This is a genomic window from Actinoplanes sp. DH11 (assembly GCF_020873875.1).
Classification (GTDB): domain Bacteria; phylum Actinomycetota; class Actinomycetes; order Mycobacteriales; family Micromonosporaceae; genus Actinoplanes.
Map to the genome: position 1 here is coordinate 232,534 of NZ_JAHWGU010000012.1, position 21,047 is coordinate 253,580.

17 protein-coding genes are annotated in these 21,047 nt (G+C 70.3%); 5 read left to right on the top strand and 12 right to left on the bottom strand.

The genetic code is table 11. The annotated features are described in order from the left end of the window. Position 1: 1 nt before the first annotated feature. Positions 2 to 2,416: a DNA helicase PcrA gene (gene pcrA / locus LPA41_RS19720; RefSeq protein WP_374238181.1), complete on the bottom strand. Its 2,415-nt coding sequence runs from the start codon at positions 2,414 to 2,416 to the stop codon at positions 2 to 4. A gap of 174 nt (positions 2,417 to 2,590) precedes the next feature. Between pcrA and LPA41_RS19725 the strand changes: the two genes are divergently transcribed. Next, positions 2,591 to 4,411 carry a bifunctional UDP-sugar hydrolase/5'-nucleotidase gene (locus LPA41_RS19725; RefSeq protein WP_229072130.1) on the top strand — a complete coding sequence of 607 codons (1,821 nt, stop codon included), beginning with the start codon at positions 2,591 to 2,593 and terminating at the stop codon, positions 4,409 to 4,411. 224 nt (positions 4,412 to 4,635) lie between these two features. Then, entirely contained in the window at positions 4,636 to 4,926 is a 291-nt protein-coding gene (locus LPA41_RS19730; protein WP_229072108.1) for a chorismate mutase, read from the top strand. Between the two features lie 108 nt (positions 4,927 to 5,034). Here LPA41_RS19730 and LPA41_RS19735 read toward each other — a convergent pair whose 3' ends face one another. From LPA41_RS19735 to LPA41_RS19765, 7 genes are all read right to left on the bottom strand, one after another. Further along, positions 5,035 to 6,042, bottom strand: coding sequence for an ABC transporter ATP-binding protein (locus tag LPA41_RS19735; protein WP_229072109.1), 1,008 nt, complete (start codon positions 6,040 to 6,042; stop codon positions 5,035 to 5,037). Further along, complete coding sequence (locus tag LPA41_RS19740) at positions 6,035 to 7,045, bottom strand: ABC transporter ATP-binding protein (RefSeq protein WP_229072131.1); 1,011 nt, start codon at positions 7,043 to 7,045, stop codon at positions 6,035 to 6,037. The genes LPA41_RS19735 and LPA41_RS19740 overlap by 8 nt, the downstream gene beginning before the upstream one ends. 25 nt (positions 7,046 to 7,070) lie before the next feature. After that, positions 7,071 to 8,006, bottom strand: coding sequence for an ABC transporter permease (locus LPA41_RS19745; protein ID WP_229072110.1), 936 nt, complete (start codon positions 8,004 to 8,006; stop codon positions 7,071 to 7,073). Then, positions 7,999 to 8,925, bottom strand: coding sequence for an ABC transporter permease (locus LPA41_RS19750; protein WP_229072111.1), 927 nt, complete (start codon positions 8,923 to 8,925; stop codon positions 7,999 to 8,001). Before LPA41_RS19750 ends, LPA41_RS19745 begins: the two co-directional genes overlap by 8 nt. Before the next feature lie 128 nt (positions 8,926 to 9,053). Continuing rightward, positions 9,054 to 10,691, bottom strand: coding sequence for an ABC transporter substrate-binding protein (locus tag LPA41_RS19755; RefSeq protein ID WP_229072112.1), 1,638 nt, complete (start codon positions 10,689 to 10,691; stop codon positions 9,054 to 9,056). A gap of 242 nt (positions 10,692 to 10,933) precedes the next feature. Next, positions 10,934 to 11,602, bottom strand: coding sequence for a response regulator transcription factor (locus LPA41_RS19760; RefSeq protein WP_229072113.1), 669 nt, complete (start codon positions 11,600 to 11,602; stop codon positions 10,934 to 10,936). After that, the gene (locus LPA41_RS19765; RefSeq protein WP_374238184.1) at positions 11,599 to 12,888 is read right to left on the bottom strand and encodes a PspC domain-containing protein; all 1,290 of its coding nucleotides are present in this window, start codon (positions 12,886 to 12,888) and stop codon (positions 11,599 to 11,601) included. Before LPA41_RS19765 ends, LPA41_RS19760 begins: the two co-directional genes overlap by 4 nt. Positions 12,889 to 13,012: 124 nt before the next feature. On the opposite strand from LPA41_RS19765, the gene LPA41_RS19770 reads away from it, so the two are divergent. The 3 genes from LPA41_RS19770 (at position 13,013) to LPA41_RS19780 (ending at position 16,260) form a co-directional block, all read left to right on the top strand. After that, positions 13,013 to 14,608: a PspC domain-containing protein gene (locus LPA41_RS19770; RefSeq protein WP_229072114.1), complete on the top strand. Its 1,596-nt coding sequence runs from the start codon at positions 13,013 to 13,015 to the stop codon at positions 14,606 to 14,608. Continuing rightward, the gene (locus LPA41_RS19775; protein WP_229072115.1) at positions 14,605 to 14,952 is read left to right on the top strand and encodes a phage holin family protein; all 348 of its coding nucleotides are present in this window, start codon (positions 14,605 to 14,607) and stop codon (positions 14,950 to 14,952) included. Before LPA41_RS19770 ends, LPA41_RS19775 begins: the two co-directional genes overlap by 4 nt. A 63-nt stretch (positions 14,953 to 15,015) precedes the next feature. Beyond that, entirely contained in the window at positions 15,016 to 16,260 is a 1,245-nt protein-coding gene (locus LPA41_RS19780) for a phosphatidylserine decarboxylase (protein ID WP_229072116.1), read from the top strand. A 107-nt stretch (positions 16,261 to 16,367) separates the two neighbouring features. Here LPA41_RS19780 and LPA41_RS19785 read toward each other — a convergent pair whose 3' ends face one another. The 4 genes from LPA41_RS19785 to guaA all read right to left on the bottom strand — a co-directional run bounded on the left by LPA41_RS19785 (position 16,368) and on the right by guaA (position 21,012). Further along, positions 16,368 to 17,252 carry a phosphatidylcholine/phosphatidylserine synthase gene (locus LPA41_RS19785; protein WP_229072133.1) on the bottom strand — a complete coding sequence of 295 codons (885 nt, stop codon included), beginning with the start codon at positions 17,250 to 17,252 and terminating at the stop codon, positions 16,368 to 16,370. 235 nt (positions 17,253 to 17,487) lie between these two features. Next, positions 17,488 to 18,381, bottom strand: a complete 894-nt coding sequence (locus LPA41_RS19790; RefSeq protein ID WP_229072117.1) for an NUDIX hydrolase — start codon at positions 18,379 to 18,381, stop codon at positions 17,488 to 17,490. Between the two features lie 5 nt (positions 18,382 to 18,386). Further along, positions 18,387 to 19,334, bottom strand: coding sequence for an NUDIX hydrolase (locus LPA41_RS19795; protein WP_229072118.1), 948 nt, complete (start codon positions 19,332 to 19,334; stop codon positions 18,387 to 18,389). Between the two features lie 130 nt (positions 19,335 to 19,464). Beyond that, positions 19,465 to 21,012: a glutamine-hydrolyzing GMP synthase gene (gene guaA, locus LPA41_RS19800; protein WP_229072119.1), complete on the bottom strand. Its 1,548-nt coding sequence runs from the start codon at positions 21,010 to 21,012 to the stop codon at positions 19,465 to 19,467. Positions 21,013 to 21,047 lie beyond the last annotated feature (35 nt).

Genomic DNA, 21,047 nt, shown 5'->3' on the forward strand with positions numbered 1-21,047 from the left:
GTCAGATCTTCTCGATCGGCGCGTGCCGCAGCACCAGCCACATCACCTGGTCGCCGAAGTCGATCTGCGCGCGGGCACCCGGCCCCTGCCCCTCCACCGCGAGCACGCGACCCAGCCCGTACCGCTGATGGTTGACCCGATCGCCGGGAGCGACCTTCGGCGCCGGTTTCAGGTCGCTCGCGGTGGCCAGCCGGCTGCCGTCGATGCCGAGCCGCTCGGCGATGCGCTGCGCCTTGGGCGTACCCCCGGCGAAGCCTCCGCCGCGCTGGCGATCTCCCCCGCCGCGCCCGCCCACGCCGCCGCCGGTGCCCGACCAGGACGTGTAGGACCCGCCGGTCCGCTCCCAGCGCACCAGCTCGGTGGGCAGCTCGTCGGTGAACCGGGAGGGCGGGTTGTACTGCGGCTGACCCCACGCCGACCGGGTCACCGCCCGGGAGAGGTAGAGCCGCTGCCGGGCCCGGGTGATCCCCACGTAGGCCAGGCGGCGCTCCTCCTCCAGCTCGGTGTTGTCGCCGAGCGCGCGCATGTGCGGGAAGACGCCGTCCTCCAGCCCGGTCAGGAAGACCACCGGGAACTCCAGGCCCTTCGCGGTGTGCAGGGTCATGAGCGTGACCACGCCCTGGTGGTCGGGGTCGTCGCTGGGGATCTGGTCGGCGTCGGCGACGAGCGCCACCTGCTCCAGGAAGCCGGCCAGGGTGGCCGCGGGGGCGTCCTCGTCCTCGGCCAGCGACTCGACGCGCTCGGTGTACTCCCGGGCGACGCTCACCAGCTCCTGCAGGTTCTCCACCCGGCCCTGGTCCTGCGGGTCGAGGCTCTCCTCCAGCTCGCTGAGCAGGCCGGAACGCTGGAGCATCGCCTCCAGCACCTCCTCCGGCGGGGCCGACCGGGCGAGTTCGCGCAGGTCGTCGAGGAGCTGCACGAATTCGCCGATGCTGTTCGCCGCGCGGGTGGAGATGCCGGGCGCGGTCCGCGCGTGCCGCAACGCCTGCCCGAACGAGATCCGGTCGCGGTTGGCGAGCGCCTCGACGCACGCCTCGGCCCGGTCGCCGATGCCCCGTTTCGGGGTGTTGAGGACCCGGCGGATGCTCACCGTGTCGTCGTCGTTGACGATCGCGCGCAGGTAGCCCAGTGCGTCCCGGACCTCCTTGCGCTCGTAGAAGCGCACCCCGCCGACCACCTTGTAGGGCAGGCCGACCCGGATGAACACCTCCTCGAAGACACGCGACTGCGCGTTGGTCCGGTAGAAGACCGCCACATCGCCGGGGCGCACCTCGTGGTTGTCGCTGAGCCGGTCGATCTCGCGGGCCACCCAGTCGGCCTCGGCGTGCTCGGTGTCGGCCACGTACCCGACGATCTGCTCGCCCGCGCCCTGGTCGCTCCAGAGCCGTTTCGGCTTGCGCGACGTGTTGCGGTCGATCACCGCGTTGGCGGCGGTGAGGATGGTCTGGGTGGACCGGTAGTTCTGCTCCAGCAGAATGGTGCGGGCGTCCGGGTAGTCGCGCTCGAACTCCAGGATGTTCCGGATGGTCGCGCCGCGGAACGCGTAGATCGACTGGTCGGCGTCACCCACCACGCAGAGCTCCGACGGCGGCACCTCGGCCGTCTCGTCGGTGCCGACCAGCTCACGGATCAGCGTGTACTGAGCGTGGTTGGTGTCCTGGTACTCGTCGACGAGGACGTGCCGGAACCGACGGCGGTAGGACTCGGCGATCAGCGGGTGCGACTGGAACAGGTGCACGGTCGCCATGATGATGTCGTCGAAGTCGAGTGCGTGCGCCTCGCGGAGACGGCGCTGATAGAGCTCGTACGCCTCGGCGACCGCCCGCTCGTTCGGCCCCTTGGCCCGTGCCTTGAACGCCTCCGGGTCGACCAGCTCGTTCTTCAGGTTCGACACCTGGGCGGCCAGGCCACGGGCGGTGTAACGCTTCGGGTCGAGGTCGAGCTCGCGGGCGACCAGCTGCATGAGGCGGCGCGAGTCGTCCGCGTCGTAGATCGAGAAGGTGCTCTTCAGCCCGGCGTGCTCGTGCTCGGCCCGCAGGATCCGGACGCACGCCGAGTGGAACGTCGACACCCACATCATCCGGGCGCGGGGGCCGACCAGCTGGGCCACCCGTTCCTTCATCTCGCCGGCGGCCTTGTTGGTGAACGTGATCGCGATGATCTCGCCGGGATGCACGCCGCGCTCGGCCAGCAGGTAGGCGATCCGGTGCGTGAGCACCCGGGTCTTGCCGGAGCCGGCGCCGGCCACGATCAGCAGCGGCGCACCGGCATGGATCACGGCGTCGCGCTGGGGACCGTTGAGCCCGGTCAGCAGGGACTCCGGGTCGATCCGCCGGGCGCTCGGCCGGGGCGCCACGGCAGGCCTCTCCGGCGCCAGGGAGAACAGGGTGTCGGCAGGTTCTGAGGAAGGTCGCATCGCGGGAGCAAGTGTATGCCGCCCCACCGACAGGAATTCCGCGCAGACCCGCCGGCGCATCGGCATCCGGCGATGCATCTGGCACCGCGAAGTGCTGGCGGTGAATCGACTGATCCATGAAGCTGTCCAGGTCGGCGAAAATCCACTCCGATCGGGGGAACCCCTGTGCACCGGATGCGTCTCGCCCTGCCGGCCGCCGCGCTGGCCATGGCCCTCACACTCACGGCCGTCCCGGAGCAGACCGGACCGGAGCAGACGGCCGCGGCCGGGTTCCGTCCGGTGTCGGTGTCCTACAGCGCATCCGCGGGCCCGGCCGCCAAGGGTCAGATCCTCAGCTACAACGACTTCCACGGGGCGATCGACCCGCCGACCGGCAGCGGCGCCGTGGTCAACGCGAGCGGCACCAGCACACCGGCCGGCGGCGTGGAGTACCTCGCGACCTGGCTGAAGAGGCTGCGGGCGGAGGCCGCAGGCGAGGGGCGCCGGACCATCACCGCCGGTGCCGGTGACCTGATCGGGGCGAGTCCGCTGGTCAGTGCGGCCTTCCACGACGAGCCGACGATCGAGTTGATGAACACGATCGGGCTCCAAGTCAGTTCGGTGGGCAACCACGAGTTCGACGAGGGTGTGGCCGAGCTCCTCCGCATCCAGCGCGGCGGCTGCCACCCGGTCGACGGCTGCCAGGACGGCGACGGGTACGGCGGTGCCGACTTCTCCTACCTCGCCGCGAACACCGTCGACCGGCGGACCGGCCTGCCGGTCCTGCCGCCGATCGACATCCGGCACGTGGGCGGCGTGCCGGTCGGTTTCATCGGCATGACCCTCGAGGGCACACCGGGCATCGTCAACCCGGCCGGCATCCGGGATGTCCGTTTCACCGATGAGGTCCGTACCGCCAACAAGTGGAGCAACGTGCTCCGCGCCGTCGGGGTGAAGGCGCAGGTGCTGCTCCTGCACGAGGGCGGCGCCCAGGCCCCGGCCACCCCGACGCCGGGCGTCTCCGACTGCGCCGGGTTCAGCGGGCCGATCGTGCCGATCGTGGCCGGCCTCAACCCGGAGATCGGCATCGTGATCTCCGGGCACACGCACCGCTTCTACTCGTGCCGGCTGCCGAACCGCACGGGCGGCGGCACGGTGGTCACCAGCGCCGGCACCAACGGTCAGCTCGTGACCGACATCGACTACTCGCTGGACTCCCGGTCCGGCCGGTTCACCGAGATCACCGCGCGGAACGTGATCGTCGAGAACGGGGTGCCGGACGGCAACGGCGGCTGGGCGCGGGACGCCGCCGGCGCCTACCTCAGGAACCCGGACACCGTCGACCCGGCCGCGAAACGGGTGGCCGACAAGTACCGTGCGGCGGTCGCGCCGATCGCCGACCGGGTTGTCGGCAGCATCAGCGGCGACATCGTCCGGACCGCCACACCGGCCGGGGAGAGCCCGCTCGGTGACGTGATCGCCGACGCGCAGCTGGCGTACACGGCGTCGGCCGGTGCGCGGATCGCCCTGATGAACCCGGGTGGCATCCGCGCCGACCTGGACGCCGACCAGTCGTCCGGCGGGGAGGCGTACGGCCAGGTCACCTACGGCGAGGCGTTCACCGTCCAGCCGTTCAACAACCTGGTGGTGACGCAGACCTTCACCGGCGCGCAGCTCAAGGACGTGCTCGAGCAGCAGTTCGTGGGCTTCGGCGGGCAGACCACCCAGCGGATCCTCCAGGTCTCCGCCGGCCTGACCTACACCTGGAGCGCCTCCGCCCCGGCCGGCTCCAAGGTCAGCGACCTGGCGCTGGACGGCATCCCGATCGACCCGGCCGCGAGTTACCCGGTGACGACGAACGACTTCCTGGCCAACGGCGGCGACGGCTTCAGCGCGCTCACCCTGGGCACCGGCCGGGTCACCGCGCCCGGCTTCGACGTGGACGCGCTCGTCGCCCACCTCGGCACCGGGCCGATCGCGCCCGGCCCCGCCGACCGGATCAACCGCATCCCCTGATCACGTCCCACCGTTCGGGCGGTTTCCTTGCGGCGCGGTCCCAGCCGGGGGCATACTCGGCTCGTGATCCAGCGGGCGCGATTTTTTTACTACGGCACCGGAAGTCCGGCAGCCGTAGGTCGCGTCTGAACCACAGACCTACATCAAGCCCCGGGCTTCACCGCCCGGGGCTTGATGCTGCCCGGGCCGGGTCGACCGGGGCGCGAGCACCCGAGGAGCAATCCATGACCGCCGAGACCGTGGACCAGAAGACCGGAGCGGGCGCGGAGCCGGCCGCCGCGGCGATCCGCGCCAAGCGTGAGCGCATCGACGAGATCGATCAAGCGATCATCGATCTCTGGCTGGAACGTGCCAGTCTCTCGCAGGAGGTCGGCAAGACCCGGATGGCCAGCGGCGGCACGCGTCTCGTGCTGGCCCGCGAGCGCGAGATCGTGGAGCGTTTCCGCACCGCGCTGGGTCCGGACGGCACCCAGGTGGCGCTGCTGCTCCTGCGTTCGGGCCGCGGACCGCTGTAGCAGGTCCGCTTCGGTCTGTACGCGCCATCGGCGATGCGACCGGCACTTGATCTTCCAGATGCGAAGCGGCGGCCCAGGAGAACCTGGACCGCCGCTGTTCGTTTTCGGTCAGCGACCGTGGACCACGTCGCGGATCTCGGCGAAGTGGCAGGCACTCGGGTGCGGCGAACGGTCGCGCACCTGGAGCGCCGGGTCCTGCTGCGCGCAGATGTCCTGCGCCTTCCAGCAACGGGTGCGGAAGCGGCAACCCGACGGCGGGTTGGCCGGCGACGGCACGTCACCCTCGAGCACGATCTGGTCGCGGTGACCGCGCAGGCGCGGGTCCGGGACCGGCACGGCGGAGAGCAGCGCCTGGGTGTACGGGTGGGTTGGCTGCTCGTAGATCTCCCGGTCGTAACCGTGCTCCACGATCCGGCCCAGGTACATGACGGCGACGCGGTCGGAGATGTGCCTGACCACCGACAGGTCGTGCGCGATGAAGATGTAGGACAGGCCGAACTCGTCCTGGAGCCGCTCCAGCAGGTTGATCACCTGGGCCTGGATCGACACGTCGAGCGCGGAGACCGGCTCGTCGCAGACGATGATCTCGGGCTTGAGCGCGAGCGCGCGGGCGATGCCGATGCGCTGACGCTGACCGCCGGAGAACTGGTGCGGGTACCGGTTGATGTGGTCCGGGTTCAGACCGACCGTGTCGAGCAGGTCCTGGATCGCGCGCTGCCGGCCCTTCTTCGGGACGACCTCGGGGTGGATCTCGAACGGCTCACCGATGATGTCGCCGACCGTCATGCGGGGATTGAGCGACGTGTACGGGTCCTGCAGCACCATCTGGATGTTGCGGCGGGCCTTGCGCAGCTCGGCGCCCTTCAGCCGGACCATGTCCTGACCGCGGACCATGATCGAGCCGGAGGTCGGCTTCTCGAGGCCGACCAGCAGCTTCGCCAGGGTCGACTTGCCGCAGCCGGACTCGCCGACGACGCCCAGGGTCTCGCCGCGGCGCAGCTGGATGTCGACACCGTCGACGGCCCGGACGGCGCCGACCTTCGTCTTGAGGACGATGCCCTGGCTGATCGGGAAGTGCTTGACGAGACTCTTGGTCTCGAGGACGACGTCACTCACCGAGGACCTCCCGGAAGAAGTGGCAACGGGCGGTACGGTGCGGCGCCACGGCGTAGGCCGGCGGCGGCGGATCGGAGCGGCACGGGTCCTTCGCGAACCGGCAGCGCGGGTTGAACGCACATCCCTTCGGGACGTCGGTCAGCGCCGGCGGCAGGCCGCGGATGACGTTGAGCTGCTGGCCCTTCATGTCGAGCCGGGGAATCGACTCGAGCAGCGCCCGGGTGTACGGGTGCGCGGGCTTGGCGTAGATGTCGTAGACCGGCGCCTCTTCGACGACCTTGCCCGCGTACATGACGGAGATCCGGTCGGCGACGTCCGCGACCACGCCCATGTCGTGCGTGATCAGGATGAGGCCCATGTTGCGCTCGCGCTGCAGGTCCGCGAGCAGGCCCATGATCTGCGCCTGCACGGTGACGTCGAGCGCCGTGGTGGGCTCGTCGGCGATCAGGACCTCGGGGTCGAGCGCCAGCGCCATGGCGATCATGACGCGCTGCCGCATGCCGCCGGAGAACTGGTGCGGGTAGTCGTTGATCCGGCTTCTGGCGGCCGGGATCTTGACCAGGTCGAGCAGTTCGACGGACCGCTTCTTGGCGTCCGCCCGGGACATGCCGCGGTGCATCCGGAACAGCTCGCCGAGCTGGAAGCCGACCGAGTAGACCGGGTTCAGCGCGGAGAGCGCGTCCTGGAAGATCATCGCGATCTTGTTGGCCCGCACCTTGCGGCGCTGCGCCTCGGAGAGCGTGAGCAGGTCCAGTCCGCGGTAGCGGACCTCGCCCTTGGTGATGAACCCGGGCGGGCTGTCCAGGATGCCCATGATCGCCTGGGCGGTCACCGACTTGCCGCAGCCGGACTCACCGAGGATGGCGAGGGTCTCGCCCGGGGAGAGCCAGAAGTTCGCCCCGTTGACGGCCTTCGCGACGCCGTCCCGGGTGCGGAACTCGACGTGCAGGTCGTTGACTTCGAGGAGCGGAGCGCGGGGATCGACGCCGGGCAGGACGTCCATCTGCGCCTTGATATCAGTCACAGGGTCACCGCAACTTCGGGTCGAAGGCGTCGCGGATGGCGTCGCCCAACATGATGAAGGCCAGCACCGTCAGGCCGAGGAAGACCGCGGGCCAGACCAGCGGACCGGAGGCGACCCGGGCGAACCCGGTGCCCTCGGAGATCGCGATTCCCCAGCTGATCGCGTCGCCCTTGAGCCCGACGCCGAGGAAGGACAGGGTCGCCTCGACGCCGATGTTGACACCCAGCAGGATGGTCAGCACGACGATGAAGGACGCGATCGAGTTCGGCAGGATGTGCCGGAACATGAGCCGGCCGGGGCCGGCGCCGAGCATGCGGCCCGCGGCCACGTAGTCCTGGCTCTTCGACGCGATCACGGCGGACCGCATCACCCGGGCGCTGGACGTCCACGTCAACAGACCCAGGGTCAGGATCACTGCCAGCAGGCCGTTGTCGTTCGGGTCCGACGAGAGCCGGCGGGACAGCACGATGCCGGCGAGCAGGAACGGGATGGAGAGCATGATGTCGATGATCCGGGAGAGGACCGCGTCCACCGCGCCACCGAAGTAACCCGACGACAGCCCGAAGATGATGCCGATGATGCCGGCCAGCGCCGTCGACGCGATACCCACGATGATCGAGTTGCGGGCACCGTAGATCGTCCGGGCGTAGACGTCACAGCCCTGGAAGTCGTATCCGAAGATGGCGCCGCCGCTCGGACCGGCGTGCTTGCGGTTGAGCGCGCATTCGTTCGGGTCGGCCGAGGTGAACAGGGACGGCCAGGCGGCCATCAGCAGCACCGCGGCGACCAGCACGACAGCGAACCAGAAGATCTTGCTCTTGCGCAGGTCGTTCCAGGCGTCGCCGGCGAGGCTGCGGTTCTTGTCCGACTTGCCTCGGCGGGGCTGCGCCGACAACTTCTCCGGGGCCTCGGCAGCGGTCACCGAGTTCATGTCACTCATAGCGGATCCTGGGGTCGAGAGCGGCGTACAGGAGGTCGACGAGCAGGTTCACGACCAGGAAGACGATCACCAGGACGCTCACGAAGCCGACCACCAGGGGGCCATCTTCAGTACGGATGGCGCGAACGAGGTTGAATCCGACGCCGGGGATGTTGAACACGCCCTCGGTCACGATAGCGCCGGCCATCAGCTGGCCGAGGTCGACACCGATCAGCGTGATCACCGGGATCAGCGAGTTGCGCAGGACATGCACGGAGACGACCCGCCGGTAGGAGAGCCCCTTGGCGCGGGCCGTCCGGACGTAGTCGGAACGCAGGTTCTCGGCCACCGAGGTCCGGGTCACCCGCAGCTGGGTGGCGAGGACCGAGCTCGCCAGCACCAGGGCCGGCAGGAACAGCGCCCACAGGCTGGGGTCGGCACCGGAGGTCGGCGGGAACCAGCCGAGCTGGATACCGAAGACCAGCTGGGCCAGCGGGGCGATGACCACGATCGGCATCGCCAGGATGATCAGCGTGGCGACGAGCGTCACGTTGTCGAACACGCCACCCCGGCGGAGGGCCGAGAAGACGCCCGCGGAGATGGCGATGACAGCCGCGATCACCAGCGCCAGCAGCGCGAGTCGCGCGGTCGTCGGCCAGGCGTCGGCCAGCAGGTCGGCGATCTTCCGCTGGGTGAGGGATTCACCGAAATCGCCGGTGAGCAGGCCTTTCATGTAATACCCGTACTGGGTGAAGAAGCCTTCATCCAGGTGGTATCGCTCCGTCAGCGCCAGACGCTGACTCTCAGTGATGGGTCGTTCGCCCGCCAAAGCCTGGAGGGGGTCGTCCTGGTTGGCGAACACCAGCGCGAAAACCACAAAGGTGGCCCCGAAGAATGTCAGGACCATCTGCAGTAAGCGCCGCACGATGTAGCGGAACATTCGGAGTTGCCTCTTCCGCGGAAGAGCGCCGGCCTCGTGAGCTCGGCGACGAGGAGGGTGGGGTTAACGCAGTGGTGGCGTCACGGTTTCACATACTCCGTGACGCCACCACCGTTCGAGCGGTTGGATCAGCTGGTTCGTTCGATCTCGTACAGGTTGACCTTCTGGAAGAGGTCGACCGAGACGTTCGTGACGTTCTCCGAGTAACCGAAGACGTTCTGAGCGTTACGCAGCGGGATGACCGGCATCTCCTTGGCGAGGATATCCTCAGCCTGCTGCCACTTCGCGATGGCCTCCTCCGGAGTGGCGGCCGAGCGACCCTCCTCGACGAGCCTGTCGAAGTCGGCGTTGCTGTACCCGTAGTAGTTGGAGGAGCCCTCGGTGCTGTACAGCGGGCCGAGGTAGTTCTCCATCAGCGGGTAGTCCATGATCCAGCCGAGGCGGATGAGGCCGACCGGCTCCTTCTTCTCGACCTTGGTCAGCAGGTCGGCGAACTTCGGCTCACCGACACCGGTGCAGTTGACGCCCAGCGCAGCCTTGATCTGGTTGCACGTCGCGTCGACCCACGCCTTGTGCGGGCCGTCGGCGTTGTAGGTGATCTTCAGCTCGGCCGGGCCCTTGGCCGCGGTGTAGAGCTCCTTGGCCTTGGCCGGGTCGTACTTGCAGTTGTCACCACAGGTGTTCTCACGGTAACCCGCGACCACCGGGGAGACGAACGAGGTCGCCGGCGTCTGCGAACCGAGGAAGACCTGGTCGGTGATCTCCTGGCGGTTGATCGCCATGGAGATGGCCTGACGCACCCGGACGTCCGAGAACTCCTTCTGGAACGTCGGGAAACCGACGAACTGGAAGGTCGAGTTCGGGGACTTCTGGAACCGGTCGCCGAGGTCGGCGGAGGCCGACGCGAGGCTCTCGATCGGGATCTGGGTCTGCACGTCGAGGTTGCCCGCGACGAGGTCCGCGTACTGGGCGGAGTCTTCCTGGTAGATCTTCCAGGTGATGCCGTCGATCTTCGGCACCTGGCCCTTGAAGTCGGCGACCTTCTCGACCTGGATCTGGGCGTCGTGCTGCCACGTGCCCTTCATCTTGAAGGGGCCGTTACCGATGATCGCGTCCTCGAAGCCCTCGGCGAGCACGCCGTCGGCGGAGAAGGCGGCCTTCGGCAGCGGGTAGAAGACGGTGTAGCCGAGCACCGACTTGAAGCTGGCGAACGGCGCGGCCAGCTTGATCTCGATGGTGCTGTCGTCGACTGCCTTCAGACCGGTGAGCTTCTTGGCCTTGGGGTCGGGAGCCTTCTGCGGGCCCTCCTCGCCGTCCGGGTCCTTGCTCTGCAGGTCCGCGTAACCCGCGATGCTCGAGAAGAAGTAGGAGCCACCCTGGCCGTTCGGACCGTAGGCGCCGTAGTTCCACGCGTCGACGTAGTTCTGCGCGATGACGGGCTCACCGTTGTGGAAGGTGAAGCCGGGCTTCAACTTCACGGTCCAGGTGGTGTTGGTCTTGTCAGGGGTGATCGACTCGGCCGCGACCTCGACCGGCTCGTTCTGCTCGTTGAAGTCCACGAGCGGGTAGAACAGCGACGCGAGGACCTCGGCACCGTTGGACTCCGTGGTGTTCGTCGGAATCAGGTGCTGCGGCTCGGCGATACCGATCGACACAGTATTGGAAGTGGCGGTGGACTCCTCCGAGTCACCGCTACCGCAACCGGCGGCCAACAAGGCGATGGCGGTCGCGCCGACCGCCATCTTCCATGGGCTTTTCCCAAGCATGGGAGTGCCTCCTTCAGGGGCGCTCACGAGGGGTTGTGTGAGTAGCTGCCACTGTGACACAGGGGCACGGAAACCTTTGAGCGCCGTTATCAAGCCGATATTAGCCGTTTACGTCCGTACGCAGACCCAAAGATCGTTCTTTCGCCGGATTCGACCGCCCTGAGCTGGGCGTACGCCCGCGCGTGGCTACCCGGCTACCCAGGGGAGCCAAACGGCCATAGTTACCCGCCGGTCGGTGGATCTCAAACCAGACGCCGGTCCGCGGCCCATCGTGACAACTCGTAGCGGTTGCTCATCTGCAGCTTACGAAGAACATTGGAGACGTGGGTCTCGACCGTCTTGATCGAGATGAACAGCTCCTTGGCGATCTCCTTGTAGGCGTACCCCCGGGCCAGCAGGCGCAGCACCTCGCGCTCGCGGTTGGTGAGCTGGTCCAGCTCTGGATCGGCGACCGGCACGTCCGGACGGGAGGCGAAGGCGTCCAGCACGAAACCGGCCAGCCGGGGGCTGAACACGGCGTCACCGTCGGCGACCCGGCGGATCGCGGCGGCCAGCTCGTCCGGCGAGATGGTCTTGGTCACGTAACCGCGGGCACCGGCCCGGATCAGGCCGATCACGTCCTCCGCGGCGTCCGACACCGACAACGCCAGGAATTTGACCTGCGGATGGGTACGCCGGACCGACTCCAGCACCGCGCGGCCACCACCGTCCGGCATGTGCACGTCGAGCAGCACCACATCGGGCCGGACGGTCCCGATCCGGCTGATCGCCTCGGCCACCGTGCTCGCCTCGCCGACCACCTCCACGTGCGCACCCAGCTCGGCGCGCACGCCGGCACGGAACATCGCGTGGTCGTCGACCAGGAAGACGGTCAGCCGGCGCGGTTGCGCCTCTGCCACGGACTCGGTCATCGTGCCTGCTCCTTACCGGCGGTCACGCTCTCCCGGGAGACGGGAAGCATGAGCCGCACCTCCGTACCGTCGCCGGGCGCGCTGCGGATCTCCGCACGCCCGCCGTGGCGCTGCATGCGCCCGATGATCGATCCTCGGACGCCGTGGCGGGTCTCCGCCACGCCGTCGATCTCGAAGCCCGCGCCGCGGTCCCGGATGAAGACGCTCAGCTCGTCCGCCTCGACCTCGGCGTAGAGCGAGACGGTCTGCACACCCGCGTGCCGGGCCGCGTTGACGAGCGCCTCCCGGGCCGCCGCGACGAGCGCCGCAACCCGGTCGTCGCACTGGGTGTCGCCGACCACGACGGTCTCCACCGTGATCGCGTAGGTGTCCTCCACCTCGGCCGCGGCCTGCTCCAGGGCCGCCGCGAACCGCTCGGTGGGTGAGCCGGTCGGGCGGTAGAGCCAGTTGCGGAGGCTGCGCTCCTGCCCGCGGGCGAGGCGCTGCACCTCTTTGATGTCGGCCGAGTTGCGCTGGATCAGCGCGAGCGTGTGCAGCACCTGATCGTGGATCATCGCGGCCAGCTCGGCGCGCTCCTGCTCCCGGATCCGGCCCTCGCGCTCGGCGCGCAGCTGGCCGAACGTGCGCCAGACCAGCGGCGCCACCACGACGCCCACGCCGGCCAGGCCCACGAAGGCGAAGATCAGCCCGTTGAAGACCGCGGCGATCGAGTTGCCCGGCGCGTAGACCGCGACCACGCCGATGATGCCGACCGCCACCAGGATGCCGCCACCGATGAATCGGAGCAGGAAGGTGCGGCGATCATTCTCGGACACGATGGCGGCGAGCCACGGGGTCGAGGCGATGTTGTAGTCGGCGCTCTGCTCCCGGCGGCTGGGATCGGACTGGTGCCAGATCACCCCGGCGCCGACCGCGATCACGGCGATCATCCAACCGGCCGTGGTGGTGACCTGGTCGTCGAAGACCAGAGCCTGGAGCAGGACCACACCGAGACCGATGGCGGCGAACGGTGCCAGCGCGGACAGGTCACGGGAGGCGGGCTCCTCGTCGCCGGTCGCCTCCTGCGGCAGCACCGCCCAGTAGGCGGCATAGAGAAGGAGTCCCAGGGCGTTGAAGCCCAGCAGGACCACGAGCGCGATCCGCACCGCGAGGACCGGCACGCCGAGATGGCGTGCCAGGCCGGCGGCGACGCCCGCAACGATGCGGTGGTCGCGCGGCCGGTACAACCGGCGCGGCTGAGGTACGGCGGTGGTGGCGATCGGCTCTCTCCCCTCGTGCCCTTCGATCGTCACACGCCACAGCCTTCCGGGCCACGGGTTACCACCCGGGGAAACCGGCTCCCGGATCTCAGGGTGGCCTCAGGGTCGCCTCCGGAAGCGGGTCGGGTGGCCGGGCGCGCAGGATCGAAGCATGAACGACGAAGCTGCCGAACCCCGCGGACCTTCCACGCCGGGTGCCGGTCCACAGGGCGCCACGGCACCTTCCGCCGACCCCGGTCCGGCCGCCGCGCCCGGCCCGGCCACCGGCACCACTCCCCCGCCGCCTCCGCCTCCGCCGCCGCCGTACGGTGCGAATGTCCCGCCCTGGCTCTCCTCGGCCGGCGCCGCCTTCGCCCGCCAGCAGCTGGTGCGCCCGCGCAACGGCCGCTACATCGCCGGCGTCTGCGGCGCCCTGGCCCGCGCCACCAACACCGACCCCGTCCTGTGGCGGGTCCTGCTCGGCGTGCTCGGCATCCTCGGCGGCACCGGCGTCCTGCTCTATCTGATCGGCTGGCTGATCATCCCGTCCGAGGGCGACACCGCCTCACCTGTCGAGTCGCTGCTCGGCAAGGGCCGCTCCGGGATGGCACCGCTTTCCGTGGTCCTGCTCGGCAGCGCCGCGCTGCTGACGTTCGCGTTCATCGTCAACTCCGGCGCCCGGGCCAGCATGCTCGCCGCCGCGGTGGTGCTCGGCGCCTTCCTGTTGATCAAGCGGGGCGGGGTCGACCCGTCCGGCACGGCTGCCGCGCCGCCGCCCGCACCGGGTGCCGCCGCACCACCTCCGCCGTTCGCGCCGCCCGCACCGGCCGACGACCCGACGCTGGCGTTCGGCGCGCCGCCCACGCCGTCCCCGGCGACGCCACAGGCCACACCGGTCCCCGGCACCGGCCCCGGCACACCTCTCGCCACCGACCCGGTCACGGCGGCCGGCATCCCGGTGACGCCGGCCGGCGACGAGGCTCCGGCCGCGGACCCGGTGTCCGGCCCGCCCACCCCGCCGCGCTACGAACCGCCGCTGTTCACCTTCGGCCCGCCCCCGGCCGAGGGGGTCCGCCCGCCGTTCGCCCCGCACGGGCCGTACGCGACATCCACGGCACCGCCGGTCCCACCGGCCCCGCCGAAGGCGCCGAAGGCGCCCAAACCCCCGCGGGAACGCTCGGTGCTCGGCCGGTTGACCTTCTTCGCCGTCGTCGTGGTGATGGGTCTGCTCGCCGTGCTCGACATGGCCGGCGTGCACGTCGTCGTCTCGGCGTACTTCGCGGCGGCCCTGGCGACCATCGCCCTCGGCCTGATCGTCGGCACCTGGTTCGGCCGGGCCCGCGGTCTCATCGCGCTGGCCCTGCTCGCCACCATGGGCCTGTTCGTCTCCACCGGCACCGAGCGCTGGGGCGGCGAGTTCCGGAACAGTGTCTACAAACCGGCTGACGTGACCGAGGTGGCCGACCGGTACGACTTCACGTTCGGCAACGTCACGCTGGACCTGCGCGAGGTCGACTTCGCCGGCGCCGACCAGGCCACCGCCGTGAACATGAAGGCCGGGCAGCTGCGGGTGCTGCTGCCGCCGACGGTGGACGCCACCGTCGACGTCTCCGGCGGCGGGATCCGCGCCGTGCTGTTCGAGAAGGAGAGCTCCGGCTCCGACTCCGCACGCCAGACCGTCACCGACCTGGGCACCGACGGCGTGGGCGGCGGCTCACTCCGCCTGGACCTGCGCCTGGACACCGGCAACCTGGAGGTCGCCCGATGAAACCGCACCGCATGGACGGCGTCTCCCTGACCTTCGGCCTGATCTTCCTGGGCGTCGCCTTCTGGTGGGCGATCTCCCGGGTGATCACGGTCCACCTGCCCGCCGTCGGCTGGATCGTCGCCGCCGCACTCATCGTCTTCGGAGTGATCGGCCTGCTCGGCGCGATCCGGTCCGGCCGCCGGGACGAGCCCGCGCCGGTCGTCGCCGAGGCTCGCATCGAGACCCCCGGCGACCTGCCCCCGGAGATGCACGCCTCGATCGTGCAGGAACTGCTCGACGACCCGGCCCACCGGTTCGCCGACGAGCACCCGAAGAGCAGTGACGATCGGCCCCGGCAGGGCTGATCGGTGTGCCAGATGCCCCGCCCACCGGGAAACGACCGGCGGGCGGGGCAATATGCTCGCGGAATGACCCCGTATCCCGCCGTGTCCACCACGCCCGTAACCGGCGTGGGTGCCCGGGCCGCCCGAACCCTGACCGCCGAGTTCGCCCGGCAGAACGCGGCCACGTCCGCCCTGCTCATCGGCGCCGACCACGCCTCCGCGGTGGTTGCCGCCGCCGTCGAGGCCCTGCTGCCCGGCGACACCCTCACCCTCGTCCCCGGTGAGCACAGCAGCGCCGACGTGCTGCGCGGCCACATCACCGGCCTGGGCAGCTGGGTCGCCGATCGGGTGCGGATCGTCGAGACGCTCGACGAGGCCCAGCCCGCCGACGTGGTGATCGCCGCCGAGCCGCTCACCGGCACCGCCGAGGAGACCCGGGCCCTGCTCGACCGGCTCGGCAAGTACCTCGCCGACGGTGGCGTGCTCTCCGTCGCCACCCCGGCCGCGCCGGGCCGGACCGGGGGCGCCGCCGCGGAGCTGTTCCGCCAGGGCGCGCTCTTCGGTGTCGGCTCCGACCTGGTGGTCCGCAACCAGCCGCCGCTGCGGGTGCACAAGTTCCGGTTCTCGCCGGCCGCCGTGACCGCCGCGGCCACCCTCGCCCCCGCCTACCGCACGTCCAGCGTGCCGGTCACCCGCACCATGCACATCGACTCCAACGGTGTCGCCGCCGCCGGCATCGCGCTCGGCCTGGCCGCGCTCGCCCGCCGGACCCGCCCGAAGTCCAAGCTGTGGCTGCTGCCGGCGCTGGCCGCCGCGCCGGTCGCCGCGTTCTTCCGGGACCCGGAGCGCGACGTGCCGGCAGACCCGTCCGCCGTGGTGGCCTCCGCCGACGGCAAGGTGCTCTCCGTCGAGCGGATGCACGACGAGCGCTTCGGCCCCGGGGAGTTCCTGCGCATCGCGGTTTTCCTGTCCGTGTTCGACGTGCACGTGAACCGGTCGCCGGTCGCCGGCCGGGTCGCCGACTACTTCGTCGAGGAGGGTGGTTACGCGAACGCGATGACCGCCGCCGCCGAGCACAACGTGGCCGCCTACACGGTGCTCGACACCGAGCACGGCACGGTCGCGGTGGCGCAGCGGACCGGCCTGATCGCCCGCCGCATCGTGCAGCGCGCGCCGGTCGGCACGCTGCTGGCGAAGGGCGAGCGGTACGGGCTGATCCGCTTCGGCTCCCGCACCGACGTCTACCTGCCGGCCGACAAGGCCGAGGCCCTGGTGAGCGTCAACGAGCGCGTCGTCGGCGGCGCCACGGTGATCGCCCGCTGGAAGTGACGCGGATCCCGGCATGAGAAATGGCCGCCTCCCGGCGACGGGAAGCGGCCATTTTCTTCAGCCGGGTGTCAGACGCGCTGGCGGGTGCGCACCACTGCGACCGGGTGTCAGACGCGCTGGCGGGTGCGCATCCAGAGGAGCGGGCCGCTGGCCAGGTAGGCGGCGACGATAAGCACGAACGCCATCCGCGGCTGGATCAGCGCGCCGACGACCGGCAGCAGCAGGAGCCACGGCGGCAGCTTCGCGATCCGGGCGAGTTTCGCGTAGGGGAAGCTGGAGACCATCGCGAAGGCCAGCAGCGTGACGCCGCCGAGCAGGGCCATGCCGGGCAGCGGCAGGCCGATCAGCACGGCCAGGGCCAGCACCGCGGCGACCATCGTGGTGGGCACGCCGCTGAAGAAGCGGCCGTCCTTCGGCGAGACGTTGAAGCGGGCCAGGCGGATCGCGGCGCAGCCGGCCACGAAGGCACAGGCGATCGCGGCGGCCGCCGGCGGGACCGAGTCGGCCAGGGACGCGTAGACGACAACCGGCGCTGCCAGGCCGAACGAGCACATGTCGGCCAGCGAGTCCATCTGGGCGCCGAACGGGCTGGAGACCTTCAGCTTGCGGGCGAGCGCGCCGTCCAGGCCGTCGAACGCCACGCAGGCCACCAGGCAGGCGGCGGCGATCCGGACCTGGCCGTCCATCGCCAGGAAGATAGCCAGCAGGCCGAGGCCGAGACTGGCCAGGGTGCACGCGTTGACGAGCGCGAAGCTCACCTTGCGGGAGGTGGTGTGCACGCCGGGAAGAAGGGACACCTGCTCCGGCTCCGGCTCGGCCACCGGCATGTCGACCGGGACAGCGGGCACCGGGACGACGAGCGTGCGCACCGGCTCGGCGGGGGTGTAGAGCACCTCGGCGCGGGTCGCGGTCGCGGCCCGCCCGGTCTCCCCGGGGCTGCGGCGCACCCGAACCATCAGGGCCTGCCGCGCGAGTGTCCCGCCGCGGCGCAGCCGGCCAGCCCAACGACGCCCGGAAGGACGAGGACTGTCCGCCGATCGGCGCCGACGCCAAGGGGTTCTCGGCACGTGCTTCCTCCATGGAGTTTCGGGTATTTCGCCGGCACCCGGCGAAATGCGGGTTACACCATCGCACAGCCGGACGGCCTTGGCGAGAGGCGCTTGATCCTGAGGTACAACGCCGCCGTCCAAGAGTTTCATCCACCCTCGGCCTTCCGTACCGATGATTTTAGCCCTTCCGGGCGAGCGCCTCCCTGGACAGCTCGGTGAGAGGCAGGTTCGCGAGCTCGCCGAGCGTGAACCAGGCGGCCTCGGAGGTTGAGCCGCCGGCCGCCTCGGTGACCGCCGCGGTGGTCGGTTCGTCGACTTTGACCTCGTAGAACACTCTGATCACGTGCCAGTCGAGCGGGACGCCCTCGGGTCCGAGCGCGCCCGGGTCGTATCGATGTGAAACGCCGAGAAGATCCACGACACGGCCGCGTTGCGACGTCTCCTCGAGAAGTTCCCGGGCGAGCGCCCGCTCCGGTGTCTCGCCGAAGTCGGTGCCGCCGCCGGGCAGGTGCCACCGGCCCGCGCCCGGGTATCCCTCGGCGATCCGGGTCAGCAGGATCCGGCCGGCCGGGTCGGTCGCCAGGGCGTACGCCCCGAAGCGCTGCACCGGACCGGGCGGCCGCTCGGCGGGCACGGCCGGGACCGGCACCTCCACCGGCTCGAACGGGACACCGAGGACCCGCGCCGTGAACCGGAGCAGCGGACGCGCCGGCACGTCCGCCGGCGGCACCCACTGCGCCAGGTCGGTGGTGCCGTCCAGCTCGTGGCGCAGGTCCCCGCCGGTCGTCTCGACGTCGTAGACGATCCGGTCGGTGTGCTCGATCGAGTCGTCGGGCAGCCGGGCCAGGTCGGCGAGGGCGGACCGGACTCCGGTGATGCGCACACGCAGGCCGGTCTCCTCGGCCAGCTCCCGGACTATCGTGTCGTCCGGGTGCTCACCCTGCTCGATGCCGCCACCGGGCAGCGACCATACGCCGGGGAACGCGGAGGCGTCCGAGCCACGGGTCAGCAGGACCCGGCCGGCGGTGTCCCGGCAGACGCCGTACGCCGCCGCCCGTCTTCTGATCTTCATCCGCCTCAGATTAGTCCGGCCGTCCGCAAGGCATCGGCCGTCACCTCGGTGAGCTGGTCGGCGGCGAGGTCGGCCACCTCCTTGAGCGGCATCCACCTCGCCTCCGAGGTCGAGCCCCCCACATCGTGGATGACGACCTCGGTGGGGTCGTCGACAACCACCCGGTAGAAGGCGCGGACGCCGTGCCAGTCGATCGGGTACCCCTCCGGGCCGAGCGAGGCGGCATCCCGGTGGCTGGCCACGCCGAGCAGTTCGACGAGCCGCCCCGCCTGGCCGGTCTCCTCGACCAGCTCACGGATCAGCGCCGGTCCGGGCTGCTCGCCGTAGTCGGTGCCGCCACCGGGCAGGTGCCAGCAGCCGGCGCCCGGGTACCCCGGTGAGATCCGGGTCAGGAGCAGGTTCTCGTACGGGTCGGTGGCGATCGCGTACGCGGCGAAGCGCTGTGCCCGGTGCAACCCGTCCGGCCCCTGGTAGGCGTAGAAGGACGGGAAGTCCGGCACCTCCTCCGGACGCAGGTCGGCCGAGGCCGCCGACAGCCCGAGCGCGGCCGCAGTGAACGGCCGCAGCCGCAGCTTCTCGGCCTGCTCGAGGGTGTACCAGCGCGCCAGGTCGGTGGGGTGGCCGACCCGGTCGATGAGGTTGCCGCCACGGACCGACACCGCGTAGATGAGGCGGTCGGTGTGAATGGTGACGCCGCGGTGCGGCAGCGAGCGCATGTCCGCGAGCACGTCACGCAGCCCGGTCACCGCGACGGAGAGTCCGGTCTCCGCCGCGGTCTCGCGGACGACGGTGTGATTGGGATCTTCGCCGTGGTCGACGGCGCCGCCGGGCAACGACCAGATTCCGGGGGTGCCGGACTTGGACGAGGCACGGACCAGGAGGACGCGGCCCTCGCCGTCGTTAGCGACGGCGTAGGCGGCGATCCTGCGGAGCGGTTCGAGTGCGGGGGTCACGGGCGGCATTCTGCCCGGAATATGTTACCTCTCAAGAACTTCTGTCAAGTTCCTGACAGTGGGATAGCGGTGAGTAACCGCAGCTCAGGGCGATTTTACCCGCCCTGAGCTATTGATCCACTACCGAGAGTCACTCCCACTCGATGGTGCCCGGGGGCTTGCTCGTGACGTCCAGGACGACCCTGTTGATCTCCCGAACCTCGTTGGTGATCCGGTTCGAGATCCGGGCGATCAGGTCGAACGGCAGGCGCGACCAGTCGGCGGTCATCGCGTCCTCGCTGGAGACCGGGCGCAGGACGACCGGGTGACCGTACGTCCGGCCGTCGCCCTGCACTCCCACGCTGCGCACGTCGGCGAGCAGCACCACGGGGAACTGCCAGACATCGCGGTCCAGCCCGGCCGCGGTCAGCTCCTCACGGGCGATCAGGTCGGCCTGGCGCAGGATGTCCAGCCGCTCCCGGTCGACCGCGCCGATGATCCGGATCGCCAGGCCGGGGCCGGGGAACGGGTGCCGCTGCACCATCGCCTCGGGCAGGCCGAGCTCGGCGCCGAGGGCACGCACCTCGTCCTTGAACAGGGTGCGCAGCGGCTCGATGAGCGCGAACTGGAGGTCGTCCGGAAGACCACCGACGTTGTGATGCGACTTGATGTTCGCGGTGCCGGTGCCGCCGCCGGACTCCACCACGTCCGGGTAGAGGGTGCCCTGCACCAGGAACTCGATGTGCCGCTCGGCGTCCAGCTCGCGGGCCGCGGCCTCGAAGGTGCGGATGAACTCGCGGCCGATGATCTTGCGCTTCTGCTCCGGGTCGGTCACCCCGTCGAGGTGCCCGAGGAACTGCTCGGAGGCGTCGACGACCTTGAGACGGATGCCGGTGGCCGCGACGTAGTCCTTCTCGACCTGCTCCGCCTCGCCGGCACGCAGCAGGCCGTGGTCCACGAAGATGCAGGTGAGCTGGTCACCGATCGCCTTGTGGACGAGAGCCGCGGCGACCGCGGAGTCGACACCGCCGGAGAGGCCGCAGATGACCTGCTTGTCACCGACCTGCTCACGGATCGCGGCGACCTGGTCGTCGATGATGTTGCCGGGCGTCCAGGTCGGCTCGATGCCGGCGATGTCGTACAGGAAGCGCTTGAGCATCTCCTGGCCCTGCTCGGTGTGCGCCACCTCGGGGTGGAACTGCACGCCGGCCCGCTTGGCGGTGAGGTCCTCGAAGGCGGCGACCGGAGCGCCCGGGGTCGACGCGGTGACCGCGAAGCCCTGCGGGGCGACCGCGACGCTGTCGCCGTGACTCATCCAGACCGGCAGGTCGGCCGGGAGGTCACGGAGCAGGGTGCCGCCCTGTGCGGCGAGCACGGTCCGCCCGTACTCCCGGGAACCGGTGTGCGCGACAGTGCCGCCGAGGGCCTGGGCCATCGCCTGGAATCCGTAACAGATGCCGAAAACCGGCACGTCGCTGTCGAACAGCCCGGCGTCGAGCGTGGGGGCACCCGGCTCGTAGACGCTGGACGGGCCGCCGGACAGGATGACCGCTGCGGGATTCTTCGCCAGCATCTCGGCCACCGGCATCGAGTGCGGGACGATCTCGGAGTAGACGCGGGCCTCACGGACCCGGCGGGCGATCAACTGGGCGTACTGGGCGCCGAAGTCGACGACGAGAACGGGACGCGGGGTACTCACCCCGCGAGTTTACCGGCGGCGTGTCGTGGGGCAAC

What these genes read in the sequence shown, in the direction of transcription:
- LPA41_RS19730 (WP_229072108.1), top strand. Translation starts at nt 4,636, where the DNA reads ATGACCGCCGAGACCGTGGACCAGAAGACCGGAGCGGGCGCGGAGCCG.
- LPA41_RS19770 (WP_229072114.1), top strand. Translation starts at nt 13,013, where the DNA reads ATGAACGACGAAGCTGCCGAACCCCGCGGACCTTCCACGCCGGGTGCC.
- LPA41_RS19790 (WP_229072117.1), bottom strand. Translation starts at nt 18,381, where the DNA reads ATGAAGATCAGAAGACGGGCGGCGGCGTACGGCGTCTGCCGGGACACC.
- LPA41_RS19775 (WP_229072115.1), top strand. Translation starts at nt 14,605, where the DNA reads ATGAAACCGCACCGCATGGACGGCGTCTCCCTGACCTTCGGCCTGATC.
- LPA41_RS19740 (WP_229072131.1), bottom strand. Translation starts at nt 7,045, where the DNA reads ATGGACGTCCTGCCCGGCGTCGATCCCCGCGCTCCGCTCCTCGAAGTC.
- LPA41_RS19750 (WP_229072111.1), bottom strand. Translation starts at nt 8,925, where the DNA reads ATGTTCCGCTACATCGTGCGGCGCTTACTGCAGATGGTCCTGACATTC.
- LPA41_RS19755 (WP_229072112.1), bottom strand. Translation starts at nt 10,691, where the DNA reads ATGCTTGGGAAAAGCCCATGGAAGATGGCGGTCGGCGCGACCGCCATC.
- pcrA (WP_374238181.1), bottom strand. Translation starts at nt 2,416, where the DNA reads ATGCGACCTTCCTCAGAACCTGCCGACACCCTGTTCTCCCTGGCGCCG.
- LPA41_RS19780 (WP_229072116.1), top strand. Translation starts at nt 15,016, where the DNA reads ATGACCCCGTATCCCGCCGTGTCCACCACGCCCGTAACCGGCGTGGGT.
- LPA41_RS19745 (WP_229072110.1), bottom strand. Translation starts at nt 8,006, where the DNA reads ATGAGTGACATGAACTCGGTGACCGCTGCCGAGGCCCCGGAGAAGTTG.
- LPA41_RS19760 (WP_229072113.1), bottom strand. Translation starts at nt 11,602, where the DNA reads ATGACCGAGTCCGTGGCAGAGGCGCAACCGCGCCGGCTGACCGTCTTC.
- LPA41_RS19725 (WP_229072130.1), top strand. Translation starts at nt 2,591, where the DNA reads ATGCGTCTCGCCCTGCCGGCCGCCGCGCTGGCCATGGCCCTCACACTC.